The following is a 23,971-nucleotide window of genomic DNA, read 5'->3' on the forward strand; positions in this document are numbered from 1 at the left end:
CTCTCGCTTGAGCACATCCACGACGGCTTCAAAGAAGTCTGCTTTGAGCTTTGTGTCGGCGAGCTGTTGCTCAAGCTCTTTGATCCGCTGCTCAGGAGTAAGCTCTATCGGCTTGTCTGACATGGTGCTGGTCCGCTGGCCCGGTAAGGATGTTCCACCAGACCAATCTAGCCTGCCGTGCTTGCGAAGCCAAACCAATACCGTTGAGCGACCTTGGATGCCGTAGCGGTTTTGAGCCTGCTTGTAGGTCAGCTCGCCCGCTTCCACTTGATCGACAACAGCGAGTTTAAAGGCAAGGGAATAGTCGCGCTGGGTGCGCTTAGCATTTGATTTCATAACACCTCCCGATTTACTCATCGAAATGTGTCAACGCTATTCAGGACGGGACATGGATGCAAAAAAGGCCAGCAAAAGCTGGCCTTTTTACCTTCTGTGGTGGATTAGCCACGCTCAAATACTATCCGGCCACCGACCAGGGTGTAGCTCACCCGGCCACATAGCTGCTCGCCCATGAACGGCGTATTGCGTCCGGTCGAGCGCATGGATGCTTCACTCAGCGTCCAGCTGGCGGCGGGATCGAAGATACAGATATCCGCATCCGCGCCTACCGCCAGTTGACCACGATCACTGCCAAGAACCCCTGCAGGGCCGGATGTCAGCCGCTCGATCAGTAGCGGCAAGGTCAGCACCCCCTGCTCAACCAGGCGCAGTCCCAGCGGCAGCAGGGTTTCCAAACCGGCCATGCCGGGCTCGGTAGCCGCAAAGGGCGCCGCTTTGGCAGCAGCTTCGTGGGGCTGATGATCCGAGCACAAGGCCGCAAGCGTTCCGCTTGCCAGCGCCTCGCGCAGGCCGGCGCGATCCAACGCACCGCGCAGCGGCGGGCGCAGGTGATAGCGGCTGTCAAAGCCGTCAAGATCCTCGTCACACAACAGCAGGTGATGGACCGCCACGTCAGCGGTAACCGCCAAACCGCGCTGCTGCGCATCCCGCACCATGGCCGCCGAGCGCTGTGACGAGAGCTGGCCAAAGTGGAGCCGCACGCCGGTCTCTTCCGCCACTAACAGAAAACGCGCCACCTCGACTGTTTCCGCCACTTCACTGATTCCCTCAAGACCGAGGCGCATGGCGGTGGCACCGTCATGGGCGCAGCCCTGGGACAAACTGCCCTCTTCAGCACGCACGAACAGCAACAGATTGTGGGTGGCAGCATATTCGCAGCAGCGAATCAGGGTCTGGGTGTTGCTTACCCACTGACCGAGATTGGTGACCGCGACGCAACCGGCGTCGCGCAGGGCCACCATGTTGCTCAGCTGCTCGCCCTCAAGGCCACGGGTCAACGCCGCCAGCGGCAGAACCCGCGCATTGCCGGCCTCCTCCGCACGATCACGAATCAACCGCGCCACCGCTGGCGTATCCAGTACCGGCTGGGTTAAAGGCGGGCAGCATAGCGAGGTCACCCCGCCGGCTACCGCGGCGGCGGTTTCGCTAACGATGGTACCCTTGTGCGTTAGACCGGGTTCACGCAGGTGTGCCTGCAGGTCGATAAAACCGGGGCTGACGATCTGTCCGCCGGCATCCAGGGTGTGCTCGGCAACAAATCCCGCCGGCGCCTCGCCCACGGCCACCACTTTACCCTCGGCCAGAAACAGATCGGTCAGCCCGTCTAGCTGGTTAGCCGGATCAATCAGCCGGCCGCCTGTAATTGCAATGTTCATCGGTGCGTTCGTCTCGCTGCTGGGCTTACTGGGTGGTTTGTCCGCTCATGGCCATCGACATCACCGCCATCCGGGTGGCAACACCGTAGCCGACCTGTTTGAGAATCATCGACTGGCAACCATCGGCCACTTCAGATTCGATCTCCACGCCGCGATTAATCGGTCCCGGATGCATCACGATAGCGTCCGGCTTGGCCAGCGCCAGGCGCTCGCGACTGAGGCCATAGAGCTTGTAGAACTCGCCCTGACTGGGCAGAAACGCGCTGGCCATGCGCTCGGTCTGCAAGCGCAGCATGATCACCACGTCGACGTCGCGCAGCCCCTCGTCGAGGTCATAGCACACGGTCACGCCGAGGGTTTCGATATACTTTGGCAGCAGGGTCTTCGGACCCACCACCCGCACCTCACCGGCACCGAGGGTATTGAGCACGTGGATCTGCGAGCGTGCCACCCGCGAATGCAGGATGTCGCCGACGATCGCCACCTTGAGTTGGGAGAAGTCGCCCTTGTGGCGGCGAATGGTAACCATATCCAGCATCGCCTGGGTGGGGTGGGCGTGGCGACCGTCACCGGCATTGATGATCGCCACCCCCGGAGTCACATGCTCGGCAATGAAATGCGCCGCGCCGCTATCGGAGTGGCGCACCACAAACATGTCGCTGGCCATCGCCTGCAGATTCCACAGGGTGTCACGCAGGGTTTCTCCCTTGGAGGTGGCCGAAGACTTGATATCCAGGTTAAGCACGTCAGCCGACAGCCGCTTGGCTGCCAGCTCAAAGGTGCTGCGGGTGCGGGTGCTGTTCTCGAAAAACAGATTGACTACCGTCTTGCCGCGCAGCAGCGGTACCTTCTTGACCGACTGGGCGCTCATATCGACAAAGGAGTCGGCGGTATTGAGAATCTCGGTCAACAGTTCACGATCCAACCCTTCAAGGGTAAGAAAGTGACGCAGCTGGCCCTGGTCGTTGAGTTGTACGCTGTTGGCGTAGCGGGACTGGTTCATTGCACGGCGCATCCGAAAGTCGGGTTAACGGGTTCAGGCTTTATCCTGAAGTTCCAGAATCAGGTTGTCAGGGCCATTCAGCTTGACCTGCTGGCCCGGCTGGAGGCTCAGCGTTTCACCGATGATGTCAGCACGGATCGGTAGCTCGCGGGCGTTCAGATCCACCAGCGCTACCAGGCTGACTGACGCCGGCCGGCCGAAGTCAAACAGCTCGTTCAGCGCCGCACGCACGGTGCGCCCGGTCATCAGCACATCGTCCACCAGCACGATGTGCTGGCCTTCAGTCGCAAAGGGCAGCGCCGAGGGCTGCACCTTGGGATTGAGACCGACGCGGGTGAAGTCATCACGATAAAAACTGATATCGAGCACCCCCAGCGGATCGCTTATACCGAGCTGGCGATGCAGGCGTTCGGCCAGCCACACCCCGCCGGAGCGAATCCCCACCAGCATCGGCCGGCTGATGCCGCGTTGGCTCAGCTGGGCGGCCAGCTCCTCGCCCATGCGGTTCAGCACGGCGTCGACGTTAATTTCGAGCTGCATTAGCGGTCCTCTAGTTTATCCTGCGCGGATCGGTGTTCGGCTTCCCGAAACCAGCTTTCGAGAATCAGCTGGGCCGCGAGCCCATCCACCGATTCCTGCTTGAAGTCATTGCCACCACCGCGGGACAAATGGATCCCCTTGGCCTCGTGGCTGGTCAAGCGCTCGTCCACCAGGTAAGCCGGCCGCTCGAATCGCGCGCCAAGGCGGTTGGCAAACTTACGCGCCCGGTGCGACATATCGCACAACGAGCCGTCCATGTTCAACGGCAGGCCGATCACCAGCGCATCGGGCTGCCACTCGTTGATCAGACGATCCAGGGCCTGCCAGTCAGGCACGCCATCGCGGGCCTTGATCGGATTAAGCGGATTGGCGGTGGCAGTCACCGGCTGACCGACGGCAACGCCGATGCGTGTGGTTCCAAAATCAAAAGCAAGAATCAAACGGGCTGTCGTCCAGGAATCGGGTGGTAAGGTTTCAGGCGTGCCCGGTTTCGCTGCTCAGCAGACTGAGATCCACCCCCAGCTTTGACGCAGCGGCTCCTAGGCGTTCTTCAGCCTGAGTGGCAAAGATTATATCTAAATCAGCGGGACAACTTAACCAACTGTTCTCACCGATTTCGCGCTCCAGTTGCCCGGCTCCCCAGCCGGCGTAACCCAGGGCGATCAGGTGATGCTTCGGCCCGCCGCCCCCGGCAATGGCTCGCAGCACATCCAGCGAGGTGGTCAGACACAGCTGGTCATGGATCGAGAAGCTGGAGTTCCAGCATTGATCGGTGGGACTGTGGAGCACGAAGCCACGCTCAGTCTGCACCGGCCCTCCGGCATACACCGGTGCCTGGCGATCGCGCAACCCCTGGGTATCGAACTCCAGGTGGCCCAGGATCTCTTCCAGCGTCAGCGCCATCGGACGGTTGATCACCAACCCCATGGCGCCCTGCTCGCTATGGTCACAGATGTAGGTCAACGTGTGGACGAAATTCTGATCCGCCAGATGCGGCATCGAGATCAGAAAATGGTCGCGCAGGTTCATGTCGGGAAGATCAGCGTGCATAGCCGCAAGTATCGACCCCAAAGAGATTTCGCACAAGCCGGGAGCACCGGTTGTTGTCCCTGATAAAAGGGCTCAACTGGTCAGCGCCCAGCGTGTCGGTTATGATTCAGTGCTGACTGCACGGACGTGAGTACCCATGACGAAACTGAAAGTTCTGGTCGTCGATGACGCCGCCTTTATCCGCGACCTGGTTCGCAAAACGCTGCGGGCGCGTTTTCCCGGCATGGAAGTCGAAGAAGCGATCCACGGCCGCAAGGCGCAACAACTCCTCAACCGAGAATCCTTCGACCTGATCCTGTGCGACTGGGAGATGCCTGAGATGTCGGGGATCGAACTGCTGACCTGGCTGCGTAAGGAGCAAGAGAACAACGTCCCCTTCGTCATGGTCACCAGCCGCGGCGACAAAGAGAACGTGGTTGAAGCGATTCAGGCCGGCGTTACCGACTACATCGGCAAGCCGTTCTCCAGCGAAAGTCTGCTCAACAAAGTGATCAAGGTGATGAGCAAGCGTCATGACCTGCGCGCGCTGATGGGCAAGGCCCCGACGGCCGCCGGCGCCATGGCGAAAGACTCGATCTCCGCGCTCACCGGCGGCCGTCCGGCTGCCAGCCCCGCCAGCAGCACACCTCGCGACGGAATGTCGGCACTTACGGGAGGGACCGCCGCCCCGGCTGCCAAGAGCGCCCAACCGGCCTCGTCAGCACTGCCCAAGATCGCCTCCGCCAAGGGGACTGGCCATATCCGCTTTGGTAGCGTGGTCAGCCAATGCATCATCAAAGGACTGAGCCTCAAACAGATCTCTCTGGTCTGTCGCACCCAGGACGGCGTACCGGCGCTGCTGGAAACCGTGGTGATCGACCTGCAACAGGGCGAGGGTGGCGACATTGCCCGCATCAACGCCTACGTTCATCAGTTGCAAGCCGCCGAGCAGAGCCCTGACAGCGGCATCTACAACGTCACCGTCAACATTGTCGATCAGGACCCAGCCAAGCTGTCCTATCTGTCCAAGATGATCGCCCGCGGTACCACCAGCGGCAAGTACGTGCCTGGCGCCTGATCAGGTTGGGGAGTCGGGCTCCCCAGCGTTCGATGCTATCGCACCACTGTCGCCGCTGTTGCCATCGAAACGGGCCAGAAACTGATTCAGCCCTTGCTGCACCAGGTCGTAGGTCAGATCGATATTGCTGGCAATATCCCCCTGCAACACCCCCAAACCATCAAGCACCTCCCGCGCTTCGGCAAAGCCTTGCTCGACGCCGTCACGCAAAATGGCAGTAAAGCGCTCCGCTTGTTGTGCCGAATCAAGATTGGGATTGGCCTGCTGAAACCGGGTAAACAGGCCCGTGGTGAGAGCAACAATCCGAGCAGCGGTCGCCTCGGGCGATACGTCCAGACCGCTGTCCACTCCCTGCTGCAATGCGTTCTCGCCCAGCGTTGGTGCCAGACGTTCGTTGATGGCGTCAATCGCTGCGCGCAGGGTCAGTTGCAGAGACTGATCGCCACTGCGAATAGTGACGTTCTCCTGAGCCACAAGGATCTGACGCTGCTGCGCCGCTTGCAACGACGCGCGGTCACTTGCCGGAGTCTGTTTCGCACGGGCATTGGACGACTGCGAGGGGGGCAGCGTTGAACTTCCCAGGGTATCGATTGCCATGGGCAACCTCCTTCCGCATCCGCGGGGTTACCCTGAGTATAATCCTTGCCAGCCACGTCGGCGGCTAGCCGTTAACGCCGAAACGCGCCTTCTCGAACTTCCAGGTTCGAATAATCTCCACCAGATCCGCCTGACGCCGCAGTTCGGGCGGAAAAGGCGCAAAGGGGGCGGACAGTTTGACGATGCGGCGGGCGGCATCGTCGAGCACCTTGTGGCCGGAAGATTTGAGCACTTCAACCCGGTCCAGCTCGCCGTCAGGACGGATTACCACCAGCAGCCTCAGGTTGCCATACAGGCGGCGGCGATGAGCTTCTTCCGGGTAGTTCAGATTACCAACCCGCTCCACTTTGCGGCGCCAGGCATCAAGGTAGATCGCATCAAAGGATTCCCGGGTAGAGGCGGAGTAGAGCCGGCGGATTTTAGGCTGGCGCGCACGGGTCTGGGAATAGAGGTCCATTTTTGCTTCCAGCGCTGCAATCTCCAGACTGCGCGCCAACAGCGAAGTCGCCACGCCGGTGGCCGGTGGTGCCGCGGCCTCCGGCGTGGGTTGCAGATCCTGCAGTTCAGCGCGGGCCCGCTGGTTTACACTGCTGATCAGCTCCTGCGGCTGCTCAACCCGCGCCTGGCGCCGCTGCTCGGGGTCGGCAAGAGTTTCCGCCGGGGGTGCCGGGCGTGGATTGATCGCCATCCGCTCCGCGATCACCGGCTGCTGCTGCGCGGCCAGAGGCTTGGATTCATTGTCCTGAAAAACCGCAACTTCGCGGGTACTGGGCGCCTGTCGCTCTTCCAAGTCACCGCTGCCCTGCTGATTGTGCTGGGCAATAAAATCGGCCTGGTCCGGTGCTTTGTCGCTACGAAAACTGGCCAGCGTCACTTCAAGGGTCTGCTCCACCCGCGGCGGCTCGTCCACCTTGAACACCACGCCAAGAATCAGGATGGCGTGGATCACCACCGCCAGAAACAGGGTGAAACCGAGGCGGTCGCTCGGCGATACATGGGGGGCGGCCGCCACACTCATCGGCGCTTAACGCCCGTCCGCCACGCGCGCGGCGATCACATCCATCAACTGGCCGGCGATATCGAGGCCAAATTGATCGTTGAGCTCGCGGATGCAGGTGGGACTGGTGACGTTGATCTCGGTGAGGTAGTCACCGATCACATCAAGGCCTACAAACAGCAACCCCTTCTCTTTCAGGGTCGGCGCCACCTGCGCCACGATCCAGCGATCGCGCTCGCTAAGCGGGCGCCCCTCGCCACGGCCACCGGCGGCCAGATTGCCTCTGGTTTCGCCACCTTGCGGAATTCGGGCCAGACAGTAGTCCACCGGCTCACCATCGATCACCAGAATGCGCTTGTCTCCGGCGCTGATTTCAGGAATGAACTTCTGCGCCATGATCTGGTGGGTGCCATGATGGGTGAGGGTTTCCAGAATGACGCCCAGGTTGGAATCGCCCGGCTTGACCCTGAAGATCGACGCCCCGCCCATGCCGTCCAGCGGCTTGAAGATCACATCCCCCTGCTCAGCATAAAACGCTTTGAGCAGCACCGGATCACGTGCCACCAGTACCGGCGGGCAACACTGCGGAAACTGGGTGGCGAACAGCTTCTCATTGCAGTCACGCAGGCTCTGGCAGCGGTTGACGATCAGGGTGCCCTGGCGCTCGGCCTGCTCCAGCAGATAGGTGCTGTAGATAAACTCATTATCGAAGGGCGGGTCCTTGCGCATCAGGATCACGTCCAGCTCCGCCAGCGGCGAATCGCGATAGTCACCACGCTCGAACCAGTTATTGGGGTCACGCCTGGCCGCAAGCGGCGCCATCCGCCCCATCGCCACGCCATCGCGCGAATAAAGCCCCCGCTGCTCCATATAGAACAGCGACCAGCCGCGCTCCTCGGCGGCCCACAGCATCGCCAACGTGCTGTCTTTCTTGTAATGGATGGACTCGATCGGGTCCATCACCACGCCAACCTTGAGGCTCATTGCGCTGGTTCCTGAAGCAAAAGGAAATGGGTAAAGCGGCCACATAGTAGCAGACCGCCAAAAAGATGATCCAGTTGCAATCAGCAGTGAAAGTCAGCGCCGCAGGATTCCCTCGCAGCAACAATGCCGCTAGCGCAGGTCGCCCCAGAGGTACTGCAGCAGGGTCAGCGCCGCCACCGGCGCGGTTTCGGTCCGCAGCACGCGCGGGCCAAGCGACAGCGCCTTGAAGCCGGCCGCCTGCGCGGCCACCACCTCATCGTCACTCAGGCCACCTTCCGGGCCAATCAGCAGGGCCACCGATTGCGGTGCAGGCAGATCCAGCAGTGATGCCGGCGCCTCCGGGTGCAACACCAGCTTGAGGTCAGCATCCGCCGTTGCCAGCCAGTCAGCCAGCGTTTGCGGCGCGCGCACCTCGGGCACCCGCAGCCGGCCGCTCTGTTCGGCGGCGCTGACTGCAACCGATTGCCAGTGCTGGGTGCGCTTCTGCTCACGGTCGCCCTTGAGCCGCACTTCACAGCGTTCGGTCTGAATCGGGGTGATAGCGCTCACACCCAGTTCGGTAGCCTTCTGCACGGCGTAATCCATTCGCTCGCCCCGACTCAACCCCTGCCCCAGTTCAATACGCAGGGGCGATTCCACCGCACGCTGACGCGGGCTGCCGATACGGGCCGTCACCCGCTTGCGGCCGACTTCATCCAGGGTGGCATCAAACTCCTGCCCATCGCCGTTAAACAGCTTCACCGCGTCACCACACTGCATACGCAACGCACGACCGAGGTGCTGGGCGGCAAAGTCGCTCAACTGGACCAGTTCGCCACTGGCCAGGGGCTGGGGTTCATAGACGCGGGGAATACGCATGACGGCTACGCAGCGGGTATGGACGGGGCGCCGGCAGGCGCCCCGTGCGGGTTACAGACCGGCCGCCTTCTTCAGGGCGTCGGCTTTATCGGTACGTTCCCAAGTGAAGTTCGGCTCCTCGCGACCAAAGTGGCCATAGGCCGCCGTGGCCCGATAGATCGGGCGCTTGAGGTCGAGCATCTCAATCAGGCCGCGGGGACGCAGGTCGAAGTGCTCACGCACTAGCTTGACGATCTCTTCATCACTGAGCTTGCCGGTACCAAAGGTGTTGACGCTGATGGAGGTGGGCTCAGCCACGCCGATGGCGTAGGAAACCTGGATCTCGCAGCGGTCCGCCAGACCGGCAGCAACGATATTCTTGGCCACGTAACGACCGGCGTAAGCGGCCGAACGGTCCACCTTGGAGGGGTCCTTGCCGGAGAACGCGCCGCCACCATGGTGGGCCATGCCGCCGTAGGTATCAACGATGATCTTGCGCCCGGTCAGACCGCAGTCACCCATCGGGCCACCGATAATGAACTGGCCGGTGGGGTTGATGTGGTACTGGGTATCGGCGTGCAACCATTCGGCCGGCAGCACATGCTGGATGATCTCTTCACGCACCGCTTCGCGGATATCACTCTGGGCGACGTTGGGCGCGTGCTGGGTCGAAAGAACCACGGCATCTACCGCCACCGGCTTGCCATTTTCGTAGCGCAGGGTGACCTGAGACTTGGCATCGGGGCGCAGCCAGGGCAGTACGCCGCTCTTGCGCAGCTGCGCCTGACGTTCCACCAGCCGGTGGGAGTAGTAGATAGGTGCCGGCATCAGCACCTCGGTTTCGTTGGTGGCGTAACCGAACATCAACCCCTGGTCGCCTGCCCCCAGATCCTTGTCGTCCGCCTCGTCAACGCCCACGGCGATATCAACCGACTGCTTGCCGATGGCGTTGATCACGGCGCAGGAGGCGCCGTCAAAGCCCACGTCGGAGCTGGTGTAACCGATATCGAGAATCACTTGGCGGACAATATCTTCAAGATCGACGTAGGTGGAGGTGCGTACCTCACCAGCCACAATCGCCATCCCGGTCTTGACCATGGTCTCCACGGCAACGCGGGAGTTGGGGTCATCGGTGAGGATTGCGTCCAGAATCGCGTCGGAGATCTGGTCGGCCATTTTGTCCGGATGCCCTTCGGACACGGACTCGGAGGTAAACAGGGAATAAGCACTCATAAGATAGCTTGCCTTAATAATTGAATGTTTTAAAAATCAAAGTTTTAAAAACAGTGACTTAATTACCAAGAACACTCGTCGCGAGGCGAAGCGCGAACAACCACACCGGATGTCGCTGCAGCGGCCAAACCTCAGGATGGGAAAGCCTTGACGAAATTCAGAGGCGCAATGATAGCGAGAATCCGCCGCCGCCGCATGTTCTGAAGTCACTTTTCCCACCGGGCGGAGTGAAAAATCGGCGTTTGGAATTGAAATTCTCTCAATTTGAGACTTTTTTTGCCCAGTTGTTTGAAGCCAACTGACGAGTGCGAGACAATACGCGCCTATTTTTTGCCACGGTGCTATTCGACCCTGACGAGCGACTTCAACGCATGGCCGCCGCAACCCCGTCGAACCGCCCCGAACCCCCTATTCAGAACTATCGGGTTATAGCCCAGGAGTAATCTCAATGCCGTCTCGCAGAGAACTTGCCAACGCCATTCGTGCCCTGAGTATGGATGCAGTTCAGCGTGCCAAATCCGGCCATCCCGGTGCCCCCATGGGCATGGCCGACATCGCCGAAGTCCTCTGGAACGGCTACCTGAGTCATAACCCCGGCAACCCGCAGTGGTTCAACCGCGACCGCTTCATTCTCTCCAACGGCCACGGTTCGATGTTGCACTACTCGCTGCTGCACCTGTCCGGCTACGACCTCAGCATCGACGACCTGAAGAACTTCCGTCAGCTGCACAGCAAGACCGCCGGGCACCCGGAATACGGCTACGCGCCCGGCATTGAAACCACCACCGGCCCGCTGGGCCAGGGCATCGCCAACGCGGTGGGCATGGCGATCGCTGAAAAAGCGCTGGCCGGTCAGTTCAACCGTGACGGCTTTGAAGTGGTCAACCACTACACCTACGCCTTCCTCGGCGACGGCTGCCTGATGGAAGGGATCTCGCACGAGGTCTGCTCCCTCGCCGGTACTCTGGGTCTGGGCAAGCTAATCGCCTTCTACGACGACAACGGCATCTCCATCGACGGCGAAGTCGAGGGCTGGTTTACCGACGACACCCCCAAACGCTTCGAATCCTATGGCTGGCAGGTGATCCCCGCCGTTGACGGTCACGATGCCGACGCCATCGAAGCCGCCATCGATGCCGCGCGCGCCAACCCCGACCAACCCACCCTGATCTGCTGCAAGACCGTGATCGGCTTTGGCTCTCCCAACAAGCAGGGCAAAGAGGACTGTCACGGCGCACCGCTGGGTGACGACGAAATTGCCCTGACCCGCGCCGCTCTGGGCTGGGACCATCCCGCCTTTGAAGTACCGGCCGAGATCTACGCCGAGTGGGACGCCAAAGACCAGGGCTGCATGGAAGAGAACAGCTGGAACGACCTGTTCGCCGCCTACAGCGAAGCCCACCCGGAACTGGCAAACGAATTCCTGCGTCGCATCAGCGGCGATCTGCCGGACGATTTCAACGCCAAGGCGCAAGCCTACATCGAAGAGGTGCAGGCCAAGGGTGATACCGTCGCCAGCCGCAAGGCGTCGCAGAACACCCTCAACGCCTTTGGCCCGCTGCTGCCGGAACTGCTCGGCGGTTCCGCGGATCTTGCCGGTTCCAACCTGACCCTGTGGTCCGGCTGCAAGGGGATCAGCAAAACGGAAAGCGATGGCAACTACCTGTTCTACGGCGTGCGCGAGTTCGGCATGTCCGCGATCATGAACGGTCTGGCCCTGCACGGCGGGTTCATCCCCTACGGCGCCACCTTCCTGGTATTCATGGAGTACGCCCGCAACGCAGTGCGGATGGCGTCACTGATGAAGCAGCGTGCGATCTTCGTCTACACCCACGACTCCATCGGCCTCGGCGAAGACGGCCCGACCCACCAGCCGATCGAGCAGATCGCCAACCTGCGCAGCACGCCCAATCTGCACACCTGGCGCCCCTGTGACGCGGTCGAATCCGCGGTGGCCTGGAAGTCCGCCATCGAACGCGTCGACGGTCCCAGCGCGCTGATCTTCTCGCGCCAGAACCTGCCTCACCAGGAACGTTGCGAACAGAAGCTGGCCAATATCGCTCGCGGCGGTTACGTACTGCGTGATTGTCAGGGCGAACCGCAGGCGATCATCATCGCCACCGGTTCCGAAGTGGCATTGGCGGTGGAAGCGGCCGAACAGCTGGCGGCTGACGGCAAGCAGGTGCGCGTGGTCTCCATGCCCTGCGCCGAGCTGTTTGAAGCCCAGTCCAATGACTACCGCGAGTCGGTATTGCCCTCCAGCGTGACCGCACGCGTAGCGATCGAAGCCGCCCACGCCGACTACTGGTACAAGTACGTAGGTCTCAACGGCCGTATCGTCGGCATGACCCGCTTCGGCGAGTCGGCACCGGCCGGTGAGCTGTTCAAGCTGTTCGGCTTTACCGTCGACAACCTGGTTGTCCAGACGCAGGAACTGCTGTAATTCACTCGCCGCCGGGCCAGCCCGGCGGCGGTGATGGCACCGCTTCTATGAGCCTCAGGGTCGCGATCAACGGTTACGGACGCATCGGTCAGAGCGTGCTGCGTGCGCTCTACAGCCGCTATCGTGATCGTGACATTCGCGTGGTGGCGATCAACGAACTGACCGACATCGACACCATCGCCTACCTGACCCGTTATGACACCACCCACGGTCGCTTCCCGCTGCCGGTGGAGCGCAATGGCCAGCACCTGCTGATCGACGGCGACCGCATCCGCCTGCTCAACGAAGCCGATCCCGACCGCCTTCCCTGGGGCGAACTGGGGGTGGATCTGGTACTGGAGTGCTCCGGCGCCTTCAACGACGTTGCCACCGCCGAGCTCCACCTGGCCGCCGGTGCCGGACGGCTGCTGTTCTCACAACCGGCATCGGCGGAGGTAGACGCCACCATCGTTTACGGCTTCAACCATCAGCGCCTGCGTGCCGATCACCGCATCGTCTCCAACGCTTCCTGCACCACCAACTGCGTAGTACCGCTGCTGGACCTGCTGCAGCGCGAGTTCGGCATCGTCAAAGGGGTCACCACCACCATCCACTCGGCGATGAACGATCAGCCGGTGATCGACAGTTACCACCACACCAACCTGCGCCTCACCCGCAGCGCACTGCACTCGATCATCCCGGTGGACACTGGCCTCGGTCGCGGCATCGACCGCTTGCTGCCACAGCTGGCGGGGCGGTTCGAGTGCGTCCATCTGCGGGTGCCCACCATCAACGTGTCATTGATGGACCTGTCACTGGAGCTGGCCGCCGATACCGACGCTGCCACGCTCAACGCCCTGTTCAGAAGCGCCGCCGCGGGCGCACTCAAAGGACTTTTGGGCTATACCGAAGAGCCCCACGCTTCGGTAGACTTCAACACCGACTCCCGCTCCGGCATCGTCGACGGCACCCAGACCCGCGTCAGCGGCGGCAATCTGGTCAAGATTCTGTGCTGGTTCGACAACGAATGGGCCTTTGCCAACCGGATGCTGGATGTGGCCCTCTGCTGGCCCGCGCTGCCCGAGGGCGGTCCGAATTCTTAACCTTTTACTAACGACGAGTACTACAAGGATACGTCCATGAGTGTACTGAAGATGACCGACCTGGATCTGCGCGGCAAGCGCGTGCTGATCCGCGAAGACCTCAACGTGCCGGTAAAAGACGGTGTCGTCACCAGCGATGCACGCATCCGTGCCGCCCTGCCCACCATCGAGTTCGCCCTCAAGGCGGGTGCGCGGGTAATGGTGATGTCACACCTCGGCCGCCCCAGTGAAGGCGAGTATGACGACAGCTACTCGCTGGCCCCCGTCGCCGCCCATCTGTCCAAGCTGCTGGGCCGCACCGTGCCGCTGCAGAAAGAGTGGCTTGAGGGGGTCGAGGTAGCCGAAGACCAGCTGGTACTGCTGGAAAACGTGCGCTTCAACGTCGGAGAGAAAAAGAACGCCGACGAGCTGGCGCAAATGATGGCGGCCCTGTGCGACGTGTTCGTGATGGACGCCTTCGGTACCGCCCACCGCGCGCAGGCCTCTACCCACGGCGTGGCCAAGTTTGCGCCCGTTGCCTGCGCCGGCCCGCTGCTGGCCAACGAACTGGACGCTCTGGCCCGCGCGCTGGATAACCCCGAGCGGCCAATGGCGGCCATCGTCGGCGGCTCCAAGGTGTCGACCAAGCTGACGGTACTGGAAGCGCTGTCCGACAAGGTCGACCAGTTGATCGTCGGTGGCGGCATTGCCAACACCTTCCTGGCCGCGGCCGGTTACCCGGTGGGCAAGTCCCTGTACGAGGCCGACCTGATCGACCAGGCCAAGGCGCTGATGGCAAAAACCAGTATCCCGCTGCCCACCGACGTAGTCGTGGCCACCGAGTTCTCCGAAGCCGCCGAAGCGGTGATCAAGCCAGTGAGCGAGGTTGCGGACGACGAGATGATTCTGGATGTCGGCCCTGAAACCGCCGCCCGTCTGGCCGAGCTGCTGGGCCAATCCCGCACCATCATCTGGAACGGCCCCGTGGGCGTGTTCGAGTTTGACCAGTTCGGCGAAGGCACCAAGGCGCTGTCGCTGGCGATCGCCAAGAGCACCGGCTTCTCCATCGCCGGTGGTGGCGACACCCTGGCAGCAGTGGACAAGTACGACATCGCCGAGCAAGTGTCCTACATTTCTACCGGAGGAGGCGCTTTTCTCGAGTTCGTTGAGGGCAAAGTGCTGCCGGCAGTGGCTATTCTGGAACAGCGGGCACAAGGTTAATACAACGGCCGGGACTCCCGGCCTGAAGCAGACATAAAAAGAGAGACGAACATGGCTCTAATCAGCATGCGACAGCTGCTCGACCACGCAGCGGAATTCGGTTACGGCATCCCGGCGTTCAACGTCAACAACCTTGAGCAGATGCGCGCCATCATGGAAGCGGCCGACAAGACCGACAGCCCGGTAATCGTGCAAGCCTCTGCCGGGGCGCGCAAGTACGCCGGCTCCAACTTCCTCAAGCACATGATCCTGGCAGCGATCGAAGAGTTCCCCCATATCCCGGTCTGTATGCACCAGGATCACGGCACCTCGCCGGCGGTATGCCAGCGCTCCATCCAGCTGGGCTTCAGCTCGGTGATGATGGACGGCTCACTGATGGAAGACGGCAAGACCCCTTCCAGCTACGACTACAACGTTGACGTCACCCGCCGTACCGTCGAAATGGCCCACGCCTGCGGTGTTTCCGTCGAGGGCGAACTCGGCTGCCTGGGTTCACTCGAAACCGGCCAGGCAGGTGAAGAGGACGGCATCGGTGCCGAAGGCACCCTGTCCCACGACCAGATGCTGACCGATCCCGATGAAGCCGCCGACTTCGTCAACAAGACCGGCTGTGACGCACTGGCGATCGCCTGCGGCACCAGCCACGGCGCCTACAAGTTTACCCGCCCGCCCACCGGCGACGTGCTCTCCATCGACACCATCAAGAAGATCCACCAGCGCCTGCCCAACACCCACCTGGTGATGCACGGCTCCTCCAGCGTGCCGCAGGAGTGGCTGGCGGTGATCAACGAGTTCGGCGGCAACATGCCGGAAACCTACGGCGTGCCGGTGGAGCAGATCGTCGAAGGGATCAAGCACGGGGTGCGCAAGGTCAACATTGATACTGACCTGCGGCTGGCCTCTACCGGCTCTATCCGTCGCTTTATGGCCCATAATCAGGCCGAGTTCGATCCGCGCAAATACCTGAAGGAAACCATCACCGCCATGGCCGATATCGCCGCCGCGCGTTACGAGGCCTTTGGTACCGCCGGTAACGCCAGCAAGATCAAGGCAATCTCACTGGAAGCGATGACCGAGCGTTACCTCTCCGGCGAGCTGGATCCGAAGATCAACTAAGCAGGACGCGGCTCTGCTACTATCAGAAGGCGGTACCTGGTACCGCCTTTTTTGTGTTTGAGATCTGAAGCTTACCGAGTTCAGCAAGGCGATTCGGACGTCCCGCAGACAACGCCATGCAGCATACGCAACATATGTGATAGTAACGCCATGCAGCATACGCAACATATGTGATAGTAATGATGCCTGTACCACACACACATGGATGCCATAGATGCAAACCGGGAGGCCCATGAGCTTCGACCCCAGTAGCCTGATCAACCAACTGCCGCCACTCGGGCAGCCAAACCCGGCCGAACTGGAGCCGTTCTGCCACTTCTACCGACTGCCTTGCAACGTAACCGGAATCAGCCAGCAACTGGGCTACCTCACCACCCACAAGGATCGGATCGCGGTGCATCGCTGGACCCCGCCATCCCCTGCCGCCACCCTGCTGATCGTGCACGGCTATCTGGATCACCACGGCCTCTACGGTCATTTGATTCGCTACGGCCTAGAGCGCAATCTGGCCGTGGTCTGCTTTGACCTCCCCGGCCACGGGCTCTCCAGCGGGCCGCGCGCCGAGATCGACAGCTTCCGTCACTACCAGCAGGTGCTTACCGCTCTGCTAACACAACTCGACCACTGGGGCCTGCCTAAACCACTGCACCTCTTGGGGCAGAGCACCGGCGCCGCGATCCTCAACCACTACCTGCTGAAGAACGACCCCGACCATATCGGCCAGATCATCCTGTTGGCGCCGTTGGTACGCGCTGCCCGCTGGCGTATTGTCGATATGACTCACCGCGTGCTGGGGCGCTTTACCGCCAGCGTGCCACGCAAGTTCAGCGACAACAGCAACGATCCCGACTTTGTCGCGTTCCTCAAGGCCGACCCGCTGCAGGCGCAGATCATCAGCGCCCGCTGGATCGGCGCACTCAAGCAGTGGATCCCGAAGTTCCTGGCGCTGCCACCAAGTGAGCGCTCACCTCTGGTCATTCAGGGCGAAGCTGACGATACCGTCGACTGGGCCTACAACCTCGGCGTGCTGCGGGAGAAATACCCGACCATGGAACTGTTACGAATTCCTGAAGCCCGTCACCAACTGGCCAACGAATCAGACACCATCCGCCAACACTACCTTGAGTGGATTGATCATCACTGGCCGCGAAACAAAGACCAGGAGTGCTGAATTGCCTACCCTGCTGCTGATCGCACACTGCCCCTCGCCCAATACCGAACAGCTGCGCGACGCGGTGATCGAGGGAGCCCGTCACCCAGATATCGGCAGTGTCGAGCTGGTGGTGAAAGCGCCACTGGAGGCCGGCCCGGAAGATGTGCTCGCTGCCGATGCCATCGCCCTCGGCACCACCGAAAACTTTGGATACATGGCGGGCCGGCTGAAGGATTTTTTTTCCTTATAAGCATTTAATCTGGAAAATATGTTGCCGTATCTTTAGGTACGTGTTGGTATACGGAGAGTCATCTAAAGCATTGGTATTGGCATGTCTCACCGTGTAGAGAAGTTGTCCTTAAACTACCAAGGTCATTCCCTTGACCCCCTCTGGGTGATTCTGGATCAACAATCTTCTCCACCCATTCTTCCATTGATGTTCTCGACACAACTATCCCGACATGGCGTCGTATATGTAGCAAAGGAGATTGCCGATGAATCGTCTCGCAAGCGTGTGAGTTCGTTGATAGAAAGAGATGTGTCTGACACTACGATACGGTCCTACATTTATTGCCTAGCCCGCTTTATTTCTTATTTGGAAGACTGCCGAATTAATCATCAAACACCTGGAATGCATGCCTCGTCAGCTTGCAGTTCACGCTTCGTAAACCACTATCTGAATCAGGTTTTAGCAAAAGATCTTGATTCGTCCCAATCTCTTAACACTCATCGATCAGCATTGATCGCGTACTACAACTGGTTGTCCTACATGGAAATCAGTCCTCGATTAGATCTGAGAATATACCGAGAAACTCGCCAATTGATGGCTAATAAAAGTAATAAAAAGCATTATATTCAATATGTCTCCCGATACTGGCGTACTCAGTTACTAAATAGCTGTGAAACCTTAGCTGAGAAGCTAATGATGCGGATGGGCTATGAAGTCGGGCTAAGAACCTCCGAATTGATGGGCTTGAGAGTTTCCAAAAAAAGCGGCCTTTTAACATTATTCGAGCAGCTCGATAATAATCATTTCAGCCACGTTGATCAGTTTAAGTATTGGCTGCAGGGTCGCTACACGAAGGGCTCTAAGTCGCGCTGGATCTATTTTGACAGATCTCTATTACTGGATATGAAACGCTATTTTGAAACAGAGCGCCAATGGCTAATCGATCAGACTGACAGCAATGAAAGCAGCTTCTTTCTAAGAACCGATCAACGTTTCATTGGAACAGGTATAGGTGAAGAACAGGGATCACGGGTTTTTAAGAAACGTGCAAAAGCGGCAGGTCTGAATCCCCTCCTGCACTTCCATGATTTGCGACATACGTTCGCCACCGAGTTATTTCACGCCGAACTAGCCGGTCCCGATGGTCGTGAAACGCGCTCGGAGTCAGCGGCACTAATCGTGGTTGCTCAGCGTCTCGGTCATGCCATTGGCAGGAATGGGCAGGCGCCTAGCGTCACTGCCGTCTATATTCGCATGCGGTTACAGATGCAGGAGATCGAGGAAATGGTGAATGGATGACATCGACTCCGTCGCTAAAAACACGCAAAACTACGCTGTAGAGAATGAGCAGAGCCCCTTCGACGAAATTTTGCCTGACAAACCTCGTCAAGTTTCGTCTCAGCCAACAAGGATTTCCTATCTAAATAGATCCGGTTCGACCAAGGTTATCGCTCTAAAGAAATCCAACAAGTACCACCAAGTTCTCTTCAGAGCTTTTTCTACCAGCTTTCAAAGCGACTGGTTCACTGGGCTAGCTGATCGTTCTAAAACATCATATTTCGACATATGCCGACACCTATTCAATTGGATCAACACGTCAGGCTATCAAACGACCGATAAGACTCGCTATAACATCCTGAAAGATTACGAGGCGTATCTTCTGAATGATAAGGGAGTAAAATATAGTCCTTTGGCTTTGACCAATCAGTTGCTTCGAGAAGGACTGTCATGCCCCTCATTAACAAATGCAAACTATGATTATCTTCTAACCCTACTTTCCCTCTCAAAACCCGTCAGAAACCCCGAACCAGAACCAGTAACACTCTCCAACTGGTTCAACCTGCCGTGGCTACGTGCTGTTATTGGCGAACAAGCGTACCTGCAACTAGAGAGCCCACGACTGCTTTTCAAGAGTTTTCGGGTAACCATCGCTACCACCTTGACCTGGTTGCTGGAGCAGCGACAGCGCTGGAAGCAATCTTCTGTTGTGGTTTTTGACCCAAAATATGCCAGATGGCAATTCCATTGGGATCGTATCCTTCTTGAACACCATGGGAAATTTGATGCTCATGGCGAACCGGAGGACGAGTTCAGCCAACTACTGCTGCTTGACTTGGTAACACCGCAAGCACAGAGCGCTCTAAAAGAGAGGTTGGCGCTATCGGGTAAACTTAAATTACCGCGCGCCCTGAATCACCAGAAGAAAAACATTACTCCTTGGCAGCTCCCAGTATTCTTACATCCGGATTATCAAGCCAAATACTCACCTGTTGAAGAGATACTTTGTGCCTGGTTAGTAGCATGCGAAGCCGTCCAACCAACTGATATACAGAAGCTGAAAATCAACAATTACGCTTGTGAACGTAACCGTTTTGGCCGTTTAATCGCAATGCAGTGTACATATTACAAAGGCCGTGCAGGTAACTTTAAGCATCCAGCAATACTTATGGCCAGTGATCCGTGGACGAGAGCAATGGACCACTATATGACGGGCTTGTCTGGACCACCTCTGTTTAAGACAGAGATTGCAAAAAGTATTAGGTTCCCATCCTTATCAACAAAACATAATTTATTGTCTTTTCTATTTAAGGTATGGCAATTACCTTGTTTCCAAAAACGGCTCAAATCGGAGCTGTCAAGAGCGGGGGCTACTTCACTTTTTTTACGTGCCATGTTGGGACTGAAACAGGGCGATGAAAGCTTCAGCTCATTCAGAGTTCGAACTGGGGCAAGCGTCACTGAATACGAAGCATTAGTTTCTCGACCCTTGCCGCATTCGATGTTTTCTTTTACACACATAAAGAATACCGCAGTTCACGCAGGAACCGATGCGTATCGTGAAGCAGATCTTATCAATCATCATTCGCACACCGCGTTAACGGAAAAAACATCATACCTAACTGATAAAAATAAAGAATGGGTAAATCAGGCAGGGCGGATAACCCGGCTTGTAATTCATGACTTACAAAAAGTAGTGTACCTCCCTTCAATAGATGCCATCCGCCAAGCTGTCGATGATTTGGAGCTACGAACAAAGCTCATCAAGGCAACCAAGACGAGTAACATCGTTACTCGTTCGCTAATAAGCGGTCCTATTGGTAGCGTAAGTGAAAGTACGATCATCGTGTCGGACACGAGTGATACGGCACTATATTTTATTCACTACATTTACCAAGCCGAGATTCTACTGCCAAAATTGCTGGCATCTCGTCCCGATTGGGTCGAGCGCACTCTCATCGTGCAGATCGAGTGGATGACTCGCACACTCACTCGCATGCGAACCGCCGCCAAAGCTCAAAAATCTTATAAAAATTTGGCTGGGCATTTGCCTCCTCTCTTTGACCATCTATTGGAGACTACGGAATGACACCATTATCAATCGTTGTAAAACCGGTGGATGGCGTTGAGGCACAAGCACAGTTGGACGCCCTGCCAGGCTCCGACAATAACAATTTTAAATACAATATCTGGAAGTTTAGTACTCAGCGCGATCGCGTTATTACGATCGACTTCAATGCACTGACAGATATGGGTGAAAGTTATCCCCGTTGGCCTCTGGCCCGAACAATCGACTGGGTTCTACTCACAAAGAGAATATGGCTTTCACTTGCTTTATCTACTACTCCCAATTCATACCAAAATAGATTTAAAGGACTCACGCTTTTTTGGGAAACAATGGGTGAGCTTAATGTAACTGAACTTTCACGTGATAATTGCCGTGAGGTATTAGAGTTCCTACTGATGCACAGCAGGCGGCATGGCATTTTGAGCAAGAATCTCAAGATCAAATCATATGCACTCTATGGCGCAACAATTCAGATCAATGCTTGGAAAATAGCCTTGATAGATCTTGATCTGAACTGGATCCAACGGAGTGTGACTGAGTCATTTGTCAACAAAGAGCTTCACGCGCTGATTCCATCATTAACAAATGAGGAGCTAACTTATCGCGATTGGACTGAGGGCGGTAGTTACAATCTGCTAACCCTAGATCATGGGCGCTATTACGTAGAGCACTGTCTATCTTTTTTTGAAAAGCAGTATCCTTTGGCTCTCGCACTAGCTTCGACGTTTGAGGCTATTCCAGCACTAGCCACATCGCTTGGAAACGAATTCACTACAGTGAGCCAGGTTACATCCCTAGCCTTGCAAGGGTGTTCGCTTGAACACATGGAGCATCGATGGCCGAAATGGTCAAGATCGACGTTGGAAAGGATTCATAAACGAGTGACTCTTCACTTTAAAGCTGCTTACCAGCAAGCCTTATTCGAAGCAGCATTACTGAATGACTCGACGCTAGAAGATTTTATTGAGACTTGTGGCGTTCCTCGTTCTCCAGAAAATATTGATCGAATGCGCATCATCATTTGGGATTGGCTACACCGGAATGATAAAAAAGAGACATGTCGACTGTTGAGTGAAGGCTTGATAGCCATTCCATGGGCAGTATTCGAGAAGCAGTTGAACGCAGTCAAAAAAAATTGTTATCAACAACCCTGCCCAATACCTTCAGCCGAATATTATGAAGCGATCGGATTAGATCTAAATCTTGTCAGCAAAAACCACTCACATCTTCGCCTACTAATAAGCATGGTGACCAAAGCAGGGCTTACTAGCGCAGTTGCATTGACAGGCTGGCGAAAAAGTGAACTCGGGTTTCCCCATACAGCGATCAAGCGTACAAGAAACGATGACAAGTTAGACCAGTACGCCTTTCCCTGGCGCTATCATGTGGACTGGTATGTTTACAAGACGAGCGGCAAGGTTCGGCAGTTGCGAGAGATCACCTTCAGCATTTTTTCGATCGCTGAGCGCCTTCGAGCATTACTCAACGCTAATATTGATCAGCCCTGCTTGTATAGAGTAACTAGCGAGAAAAAGAATCCGTCTGATTCAAGGCTAGCAGTGCTGAGGTCGGTTCGTTACCTTTGGGGGCACTTCGTCAGCCATTATTCAGGCTTTCAGCTCCTAGATGATTGGGAAGCCTGGCAAGTACTGCAGCAAGCCCGTCGTAATAACAAACCGTTAACGGCTGCAGAACAAGAAACACTACAGAGACTATTGTTACAACGCTCTGCCGACGAATGGACTCACCTCAGGATAGATGTCAACTTGAAAGAAGCTTGGCGGCGTGCGAGGGATGAATGGCCACGCTTGGAATTATTTCTTTCTCAATACAACAAGAAAAACAGAGAACATTGGCTGATTCGTTATCGTGATCAAACTCTAAGACCAGACTGGTGCGCTCTACTGGACGCCTATCTGCCGAATGAGACTAAAGACTGGATCCAGTCTTTATCTGAAGAGGAGTTAAAGTCCCACACTGTGGCCAAGGTGGTTATAGCTGACTTTATCGAGGGCACCCTGTATCCGAGCCCTCATGCCTTCCGTCACATGTGGGCTGAAGCTGTTTACAGACGCTTTGATGGAGACGCCGGATGGATGATACGCAGTCAGTTCAAGCACATCACACGAGCTATGTGGCTATCCTATATCCGCGATAAGGATAACCGGTTTGGTCATGAGAGAGCCAAAGCACAGGTCATTAGCTCGCTGGTTCATAATTATCTCAGGCACAAAGGGGAAGGTTATGCCGGTCAACTGCATACTTGGCTCCGAAGGCTGCTTAACCAAACCTCCGTACTTACACCAGAAGAACAGGAACAGCTGGCAGAGCGCCTTGCAACACTAGAAATTGAGAACATCAAAGCCAACCCATGGGGCTACTGTCTACTTAAACGCAGAACACTTAGCAAAGCGAGGTGTGCGGAAATGGGCGAACCTATGCGTCACAACGCATCCCCTGACCTCTGCTTAGGCTGCACCCATAATCTTATGCAAACAGAAAATGTCGACTGGGCTTTGTTCCATGTCGCCCCCCATGTCGATGCGATGAAGAACCCCATCGTGCCAGCAGTTTTTAAAGAGTCATCCTACAAGCTGGTAAAAAATGTAACGCGACACGTACGCACTCTGAATCCTCAGCATGAAGCTCTTAAAGAGTTGGAAGAGGTACTGGGCACGTACAAAGCATCGAGGGCGGCATGATGGTAATGGACTACCTGAAAAGGCGAGCCGAAGAAGCCGCTATGCAAACAGAAGTCGAACGTCCAAGCTGGGTCACAGACCAGAATGCCAGTTTAAGAGCGTGGGAGTACGTCGAACAGCTCAAGAAAGAGAAAGCTCTTTACGTCAAACGTCACCATAAAGTTACGGATTACCTGACCAAGAAGGCCTATCAAATCAAGGGAGCTGATGTCGCAAACGCTCTGAATATCAGCCGTGCTTCGTTGATGAACACGTCGAGTTACTCACCACACTTCCGGGATTATCTGGATAACGTCAATGCTGAGTTGGAAGCAGCGAAAGAAACTAAGCTCAGGACGGCTCAAAAAAGCACTTCTCGCGGTTCCATCCGAAGCAGAAAGGATGAACTAGTCCAGGCCAACGCCGAGCTAAGAAAAAAAGTAACGGAACTGGAGAAGCAAAAGACCGAGGAACTGGTGCGCTATGCCTTTGACCAGTTGCCACTTCCTGTGAAAAAGAAGCTCGGAATAGACTAATGAAACTTAAAGGAAACACCTGTGCCGGCATGAAAATACCAGAACACTGGAGCCCTGAATAAGCACTAGCCGTATTCGAGTTCATCGATGAGTTACGTGACCAAATTTGGAATAAATACGGACCCGATATACAGGCCCAAATGCAAGTGGACCAAATAACCCGAGTGGAGAT

At 57.2% G+C, this 23,971-nt stretch carries 21 protein-coding genes and 1 pseudogene; 11 read left to right on the forward strand and 11 right to left on the reverse strand.

What is annotated here, in order from left to right; genetic code table 11:
• The 6 genes and pseudogenes from JJQ76_RS16740 to JJQ76_RS16765 form a co-directional block, all read right to left on the reverse strand.
• Positions 1 to 336 (reverse strand): annotated as a pseudogene (locus tag JJQ76_RS16740) (IS3 family transposase); the annotation flags it as partial.
• A gap of 104 nt (positions 337 to 440) precedes the next feature.
• Positions 441 to 1,715: a dihydroorotase gene (locus JJQ76_RS16745; protein WP_210398113.1), complete on the reverse strand. Its 1,275-nt coding sequence runs from the start codon at positions 1,713 to 1,715 to the stop codon at positions 441 to 443.
• Positions 1,716 to 1,740: 25 nt separating this feature from the next.
• Positions 1,741 to 2,718, reverse strand: a complete 978-nt coding sequence (locus JJQ76_RS16750; protein WP_210398114.1) for an aspartate carbamoyltransferase catalytic subunit — start codon at positions 2,716 to 2,718, stop codon at positions 1,741 to 1,743.
• A gap of 33 nt (positions 2,719 to 2,751) precedes the next feature.
• Entirely contained in the window at positions 2,752 to 3,258 is a 507-nt protein-coding gene (gene pyrR, locus JJQ76_RS16755; protein WP_210398115.1) for a bifunctional pyr operon transcriptional regulator/uracil phosphoribosyltransferase PyrR, read from the reverse strand.
• Positions 3,258 to 3,698 carry a Holliday junction resolvase RuvX gene (ruvX, locus tag JJQ76_RS16760; protein ID WP_210398116.1) on the reverse strand — a complete coding sequence of 147 codons (441 nt, stop codon included), beginning with the start codon at positions 3,696 to 3,698 and terminating at the stop codon, positions 3,258 to 3,260. The genes pyrR and ruvX overlap by 1 nt, the downstream gene beginning before the upstream one ends.
• A gap of 34 nt (positions 3,699 to 3,732) precedes the next feature.
• Complete coding sequence (locus tag JJQ76_RS16765) at positions 3,733 to 4,308, reverse strand: YqgE/AlgH family protein (RefSeq protein ID WP_246481087.1); 576 nt, start codon at positions 4,306 to 4,308, stop codon at positions 3,733 to 3,735.
• Positions 4,309 to 4,444: 136 nt separating this feature from the next.
• Between JJQ76_RS16765 and JJQ76_RS16770 the strand changes: the two genes are divergently transcribed.
• The gene (locus JJQ76_RS16770) at positions 4,445 to 5,365 is read left to right on the forward strand and encodes a response regulator (protein ID WP_210398117.1); all 921 of its coding nucleotides are present in this window, start codon (positions 4,445 to 4,447) and stop codon (positions 5,363 to 5,365) included.
• On the opposite strand, the gene JJQ76_RS16775 is transcribed toward JJQ76_RS16770, so the two are convergent.
• The 5 genes from JJQ76_RS16775 to metK form a co-directional block, all read right to left on the reverse strand.
• Entirely contained in the window at positions 5,366 to 5,962 is a 597-nt protein-coding gene (locus JJQ76_RS16775; protein ID WP_210398118.1) for a DUF5610 domain-containing protein, read from the reverse strand.
• Between the two features lie 64 nt (positions 5,963 to 6,026).
• A complete protein-coding gene (locus JJQ76_RS16780) occupies positions 6,027 to 6,980 on the reverse strand; it encodes an energy transducer TonB (RefSeq protein WP_210398119.1) in 954 nt (317 codons plus the stop codon).
• Between the two features lie 6 nt (positions 6,981 to 6,986).
• Positions 6,987 to 7,943: a glutathione synthase gene (gene gshB / locus JJQ76_RS16785; protein ID WP_210398120.1), complete on the reverse strand. Its 957-nt coding sequence runs from the start codon at positions 7,941 to 7,943 to the stop codon at positions 6,987 to 6,989.
• A 129-nt stretch (positions 7,944 to 8,072) separates the two neighbouring features.
• Positions 8,073 to 8,801, reverse strand: a complete 729-nt coding sequence (locus tag JJQ76_RS16790) for a 16S rRNA (uracil(1498)-N(3))-methyltransferase (RefSeq protein WP_210398121.1) — start codon at positions 8,799 to 8,801, stop codon at positions 8,073 to 8,075.
• A gap of 51 nt (positions 8,802 to 8,852) precedes the next feature.
• Positions 8,853 to 10,013, reverse strand: coding sequence for a methionine adenosyltransferase (metK, locus tag JJQ76_RS16795; protein ID WP_210398122.1), 1,161 nt, complete (start codon positions 10,011 to 10,013; stop codon positions 8,853 to 8,855).
• A 448-nt stretch (positions 10,014 to 10,461) separates the two neighbouring features.
• Between metK and tkt the strand changes: the two genes are divergently transcribed.
• The 10 genes from tkt to JJQ76_RS16845 all read left to right on the forward strand — a co-directional run bounded on the left by tkt (position 10,462) and on the right by JJQ76_RS16845 (position 23,799).
• Complete coding sequence (gene tkt, locus JJQ76_RS16800) at positions 10,462 to 12,456, forward strand: transketolase (protein WP_210398123.1); 1,995 nt, start codon at positions 10,462 to 10,464, stop codon at positions 12,454 to 12,456.
• A gap of 47 nt (positions 12,457 to 12,503) precedes the next feature.
• A complete protein-coding gene (locus JJQ76_RS16805) occupies positions 12,504 to 13,538 on the forward strand; it encodes a type I glyceraldehyde-3-phosphate dehydrogenase (protein ID WP_210398124.1) in 1,035 nt (344 codons plus the stop codon).
• A gap of 36 nt (positions 13,539 to 13,574) precedes the next feature.
• The gene (locus tag JJQ76_RS16810) at positions 13,575 to 14,738 is read left to right on the forward strand and encodes a phosphoglycerate kinase (protein ID WP_210398125.1); all 1,164 of its coding nucleotides are present in this window, start codon (positions 13,575 to 13,577) and stop codon (positions 14,736 to 14,738) included.
• A 51-nt stretch (positions 14,739 to 14,789) separates the two neighbouring features.
• On the forward strand, positions 14,790 to 15,854 hold the full coding sequence (fba, locus tag JJQ76_RS16815; RefSeq protein WP_210398126.1) for a class II fructose-bisphosphate aldolase: 1,065 nt from the start codon (positions 14,790 to 14,792) through the stop codon (positions 15,852 to 15,854).
• A 232-nt stretch (positions 15,855 to 16,086) separates the two neighbouring features.
• Positions 16,087 to 17,025 (forward strand): alpha/beta hydrolase, encoded by a 939-nt coding sequence (locus JJQ76_RS16820; RefSeq protein ID WP_210398127.1) that lies wholly within the window; start codon positions 16,087 to 16,089, stop codon positions 17,023 to 17,025.
• Between the two features lies 1 nt (position 17,026).
• Entirely contained in the window at positions 17,027 to 17,257 is a 231-nt protein-coding gene (locus JJQ76_RS16825; protein ID WP_343232553.1) for a flavodoxin family protein, read from the forward strand.
• Positions 17,258 to 17,338: 81 nt separating this feature from the next.
• A complete protein-coding gene (locus tag JJQ76_RS16830; RefSeq protein WP_210398128.1) occupies positions 17,339 to 18,535 on the forward strand; it encodes a tyrosine-type recombinase/integrase in 1,197 nt (398 codons plus the stop codon).
• Positions 18,528 to 20,603: a hypothetical protein gene (locus JJQ76_RS16835; protein ID WP_210398129.1), complete on the forward strand. Its 2,076-nt coding sequence runs from the start codon at positions 18,528 to 18,530 to the stop codon at positions 20,601 to 20,603. Before JJQ76_RS16830 ends, JJQ76_RS16835 begins: the two co-directional genes overlap by 8 nt.
• A complete protein-coding gene (locus tag JJQ76_RS16840; protein WP_210398130.1) occupies positions 20,600 to 23,284 on the forward strand; it encodes a hypothetical protein in 2,685 nt (894 codons plus the stop codon). The genes JJQ76_RS16835 and JJQ76_RS16840 overlap by 4 nt, the downstream gene beginning before the upstream one ends.
• Positions 23,281 to 23,799, forward strand: coding sequence for a hypothetical protein (locus tag JJQ76_RS16845; RefSeq protein ID WP_210398131.1), 519 nt, complete (start codon positions 23,281 to 23,283; stop codon positions 23,797 to 23,799). The genes JJQ76_RS16840 and JJQ76_RS16845 overlap by 4 nt, the downstream gene beginning before the upstream one ends.
• Positions 23,800 to 23,971: the final 172 nt, after the last annotated feature.

The sequence above is a fragment of the Motiliproteus sediminis genome (assembly GCF_017912535.1).
GTDB lineage: Bacteria > Pseudomonadota > Gammaproteobacteria > Pseudomonadales > Balneatricaceae > Motiliproteus > Motiliproteus sediminis.

Coding starts and splice junctions, on each gene's coding strand:
- JJQ76_RS16745 (WP_210398113.1), bottom strand. CDS start 1,715: ATGAACATTGCAATTACAGGCGGCCGGCTGATTGATCCGGCTAACCAG.
- JJQ76_RS16750 (WP_210398114.1), bottom strand. CDS start 2,718: ATGAACCAGTCCCGCTACGCCAACAGCGTACAACTCAACGACCAGGGC.
- pyrR (WP_210398115.1), bottom strand. CDS start 3,258: ATGCAGCTCGAAATTAACGTCGACGCCGTGCTGAACCGCATGGGCGAG.
- JJQ76_RS16765 (WP_246481087.1), bottom strand. CDS start 4,308: ATGCACGCTGATCTTCCCGACATGAACCTGCGCGACCATTTTCTGATC.
- JJQ76_RS16770 (WP_210398117.1), top strand. CDS start 4,445: ATGACGAAACTGAAAGTTCTGGTCGTCGATGACGCCGCCTTTATCCGC.
- JJQ76_RS16775 (WP_210398118.1), bottom strand. CDS start 5,962: ATGGCAATCGATACCCTGGGAAGTTCAACGCTGCCCCCCTCGCAGTCG.
- JJQ76_RS16780 (WP_210398119.1), bottom strand. CDS start 6,980: ATGAGTGTGGCGGCCGCCCCCCATGTATCGCCGAGCGACCGCCTCGGT.
- gshB (WP_210398120.1), bottom strand. CDS start 7,943: ATGAGCCTCAAGGTTGGCGTGGTGATGGACCCGATCGAGTCCATCCAT.
- JJQ76_RS16790 (WP_210398121.1), bottom strand. CDS start 8,801: ATGCGTATTCCCCGCGTCTATGAACCCCAGCCCCTGGCCAGTGGCGAA.
- metK (WP_210398122.1), bottom strand. CDS start 10,013: ATGAGTGCTTATTCCCTGTTTACCTCCGAGTCCGTGTCCGAAGGGCAT.
- tkt (WP_210398123.1), top strand. CDS start 10,462: ATGCCGTCTCGCAGAGAACTTGCCAACGCCATTCGTGCCCTGAGTATG.
- JJQ76_RS16805 (WP_210398124.1), top strand. CDS start 12,504: ATGAGCCTCAGGGTCGCGATCAACGGTTACGGACGCATCGGTCAGAGC.
- JJQ76_RS16810 (WP_210398125.1), top strand. CDS start 13,575: ATGAGTGTACTGAAGATGACCGACCTGGATCTGCGCGGCAAGCGCGTG.
- fba (WP_210398126.1), top strand. CDS start 14,790: ATGGCTCTAATCAGCATGCGACAGCTGCTCGACCACGCAGCGGAATTC.
- JJQ76_RS16820 (WP_210398127.1), top strand. CDS start 16,087: ATGAGCTTCGACCCCAGTAGCCTGATCAACCAACTGCCGCCACTCGGG.
- JJQ76_RS16830 (WP_210398128.1), top strand. CDS start 17,339: ATGTCTCACCGTGTAGAGAAGTTGTCCTTAAACTACCAAGGTCATTCC.
- JJQ76_RS16835 (WP_210398129.1), top strand. CDS start 18,528: ATGGATGACATCGACTCCGTCGCTAAAAACACGCAAAACTACGCTGTA.
- JJQ76_RS16840 (WP_210398130.1), top strand. CDS start 20,600: ATGACACCATTATCAATCGTTGTAAAACCGGTGGATGGCGTTGAGGCA.
- JJQ76_RS16845 (WP_210398131.1), top strand. CDS start 23,281: ATGATGGTAATGGACTACCTGAAAAGGCGAGCCGAAGAAGCCGCTATG.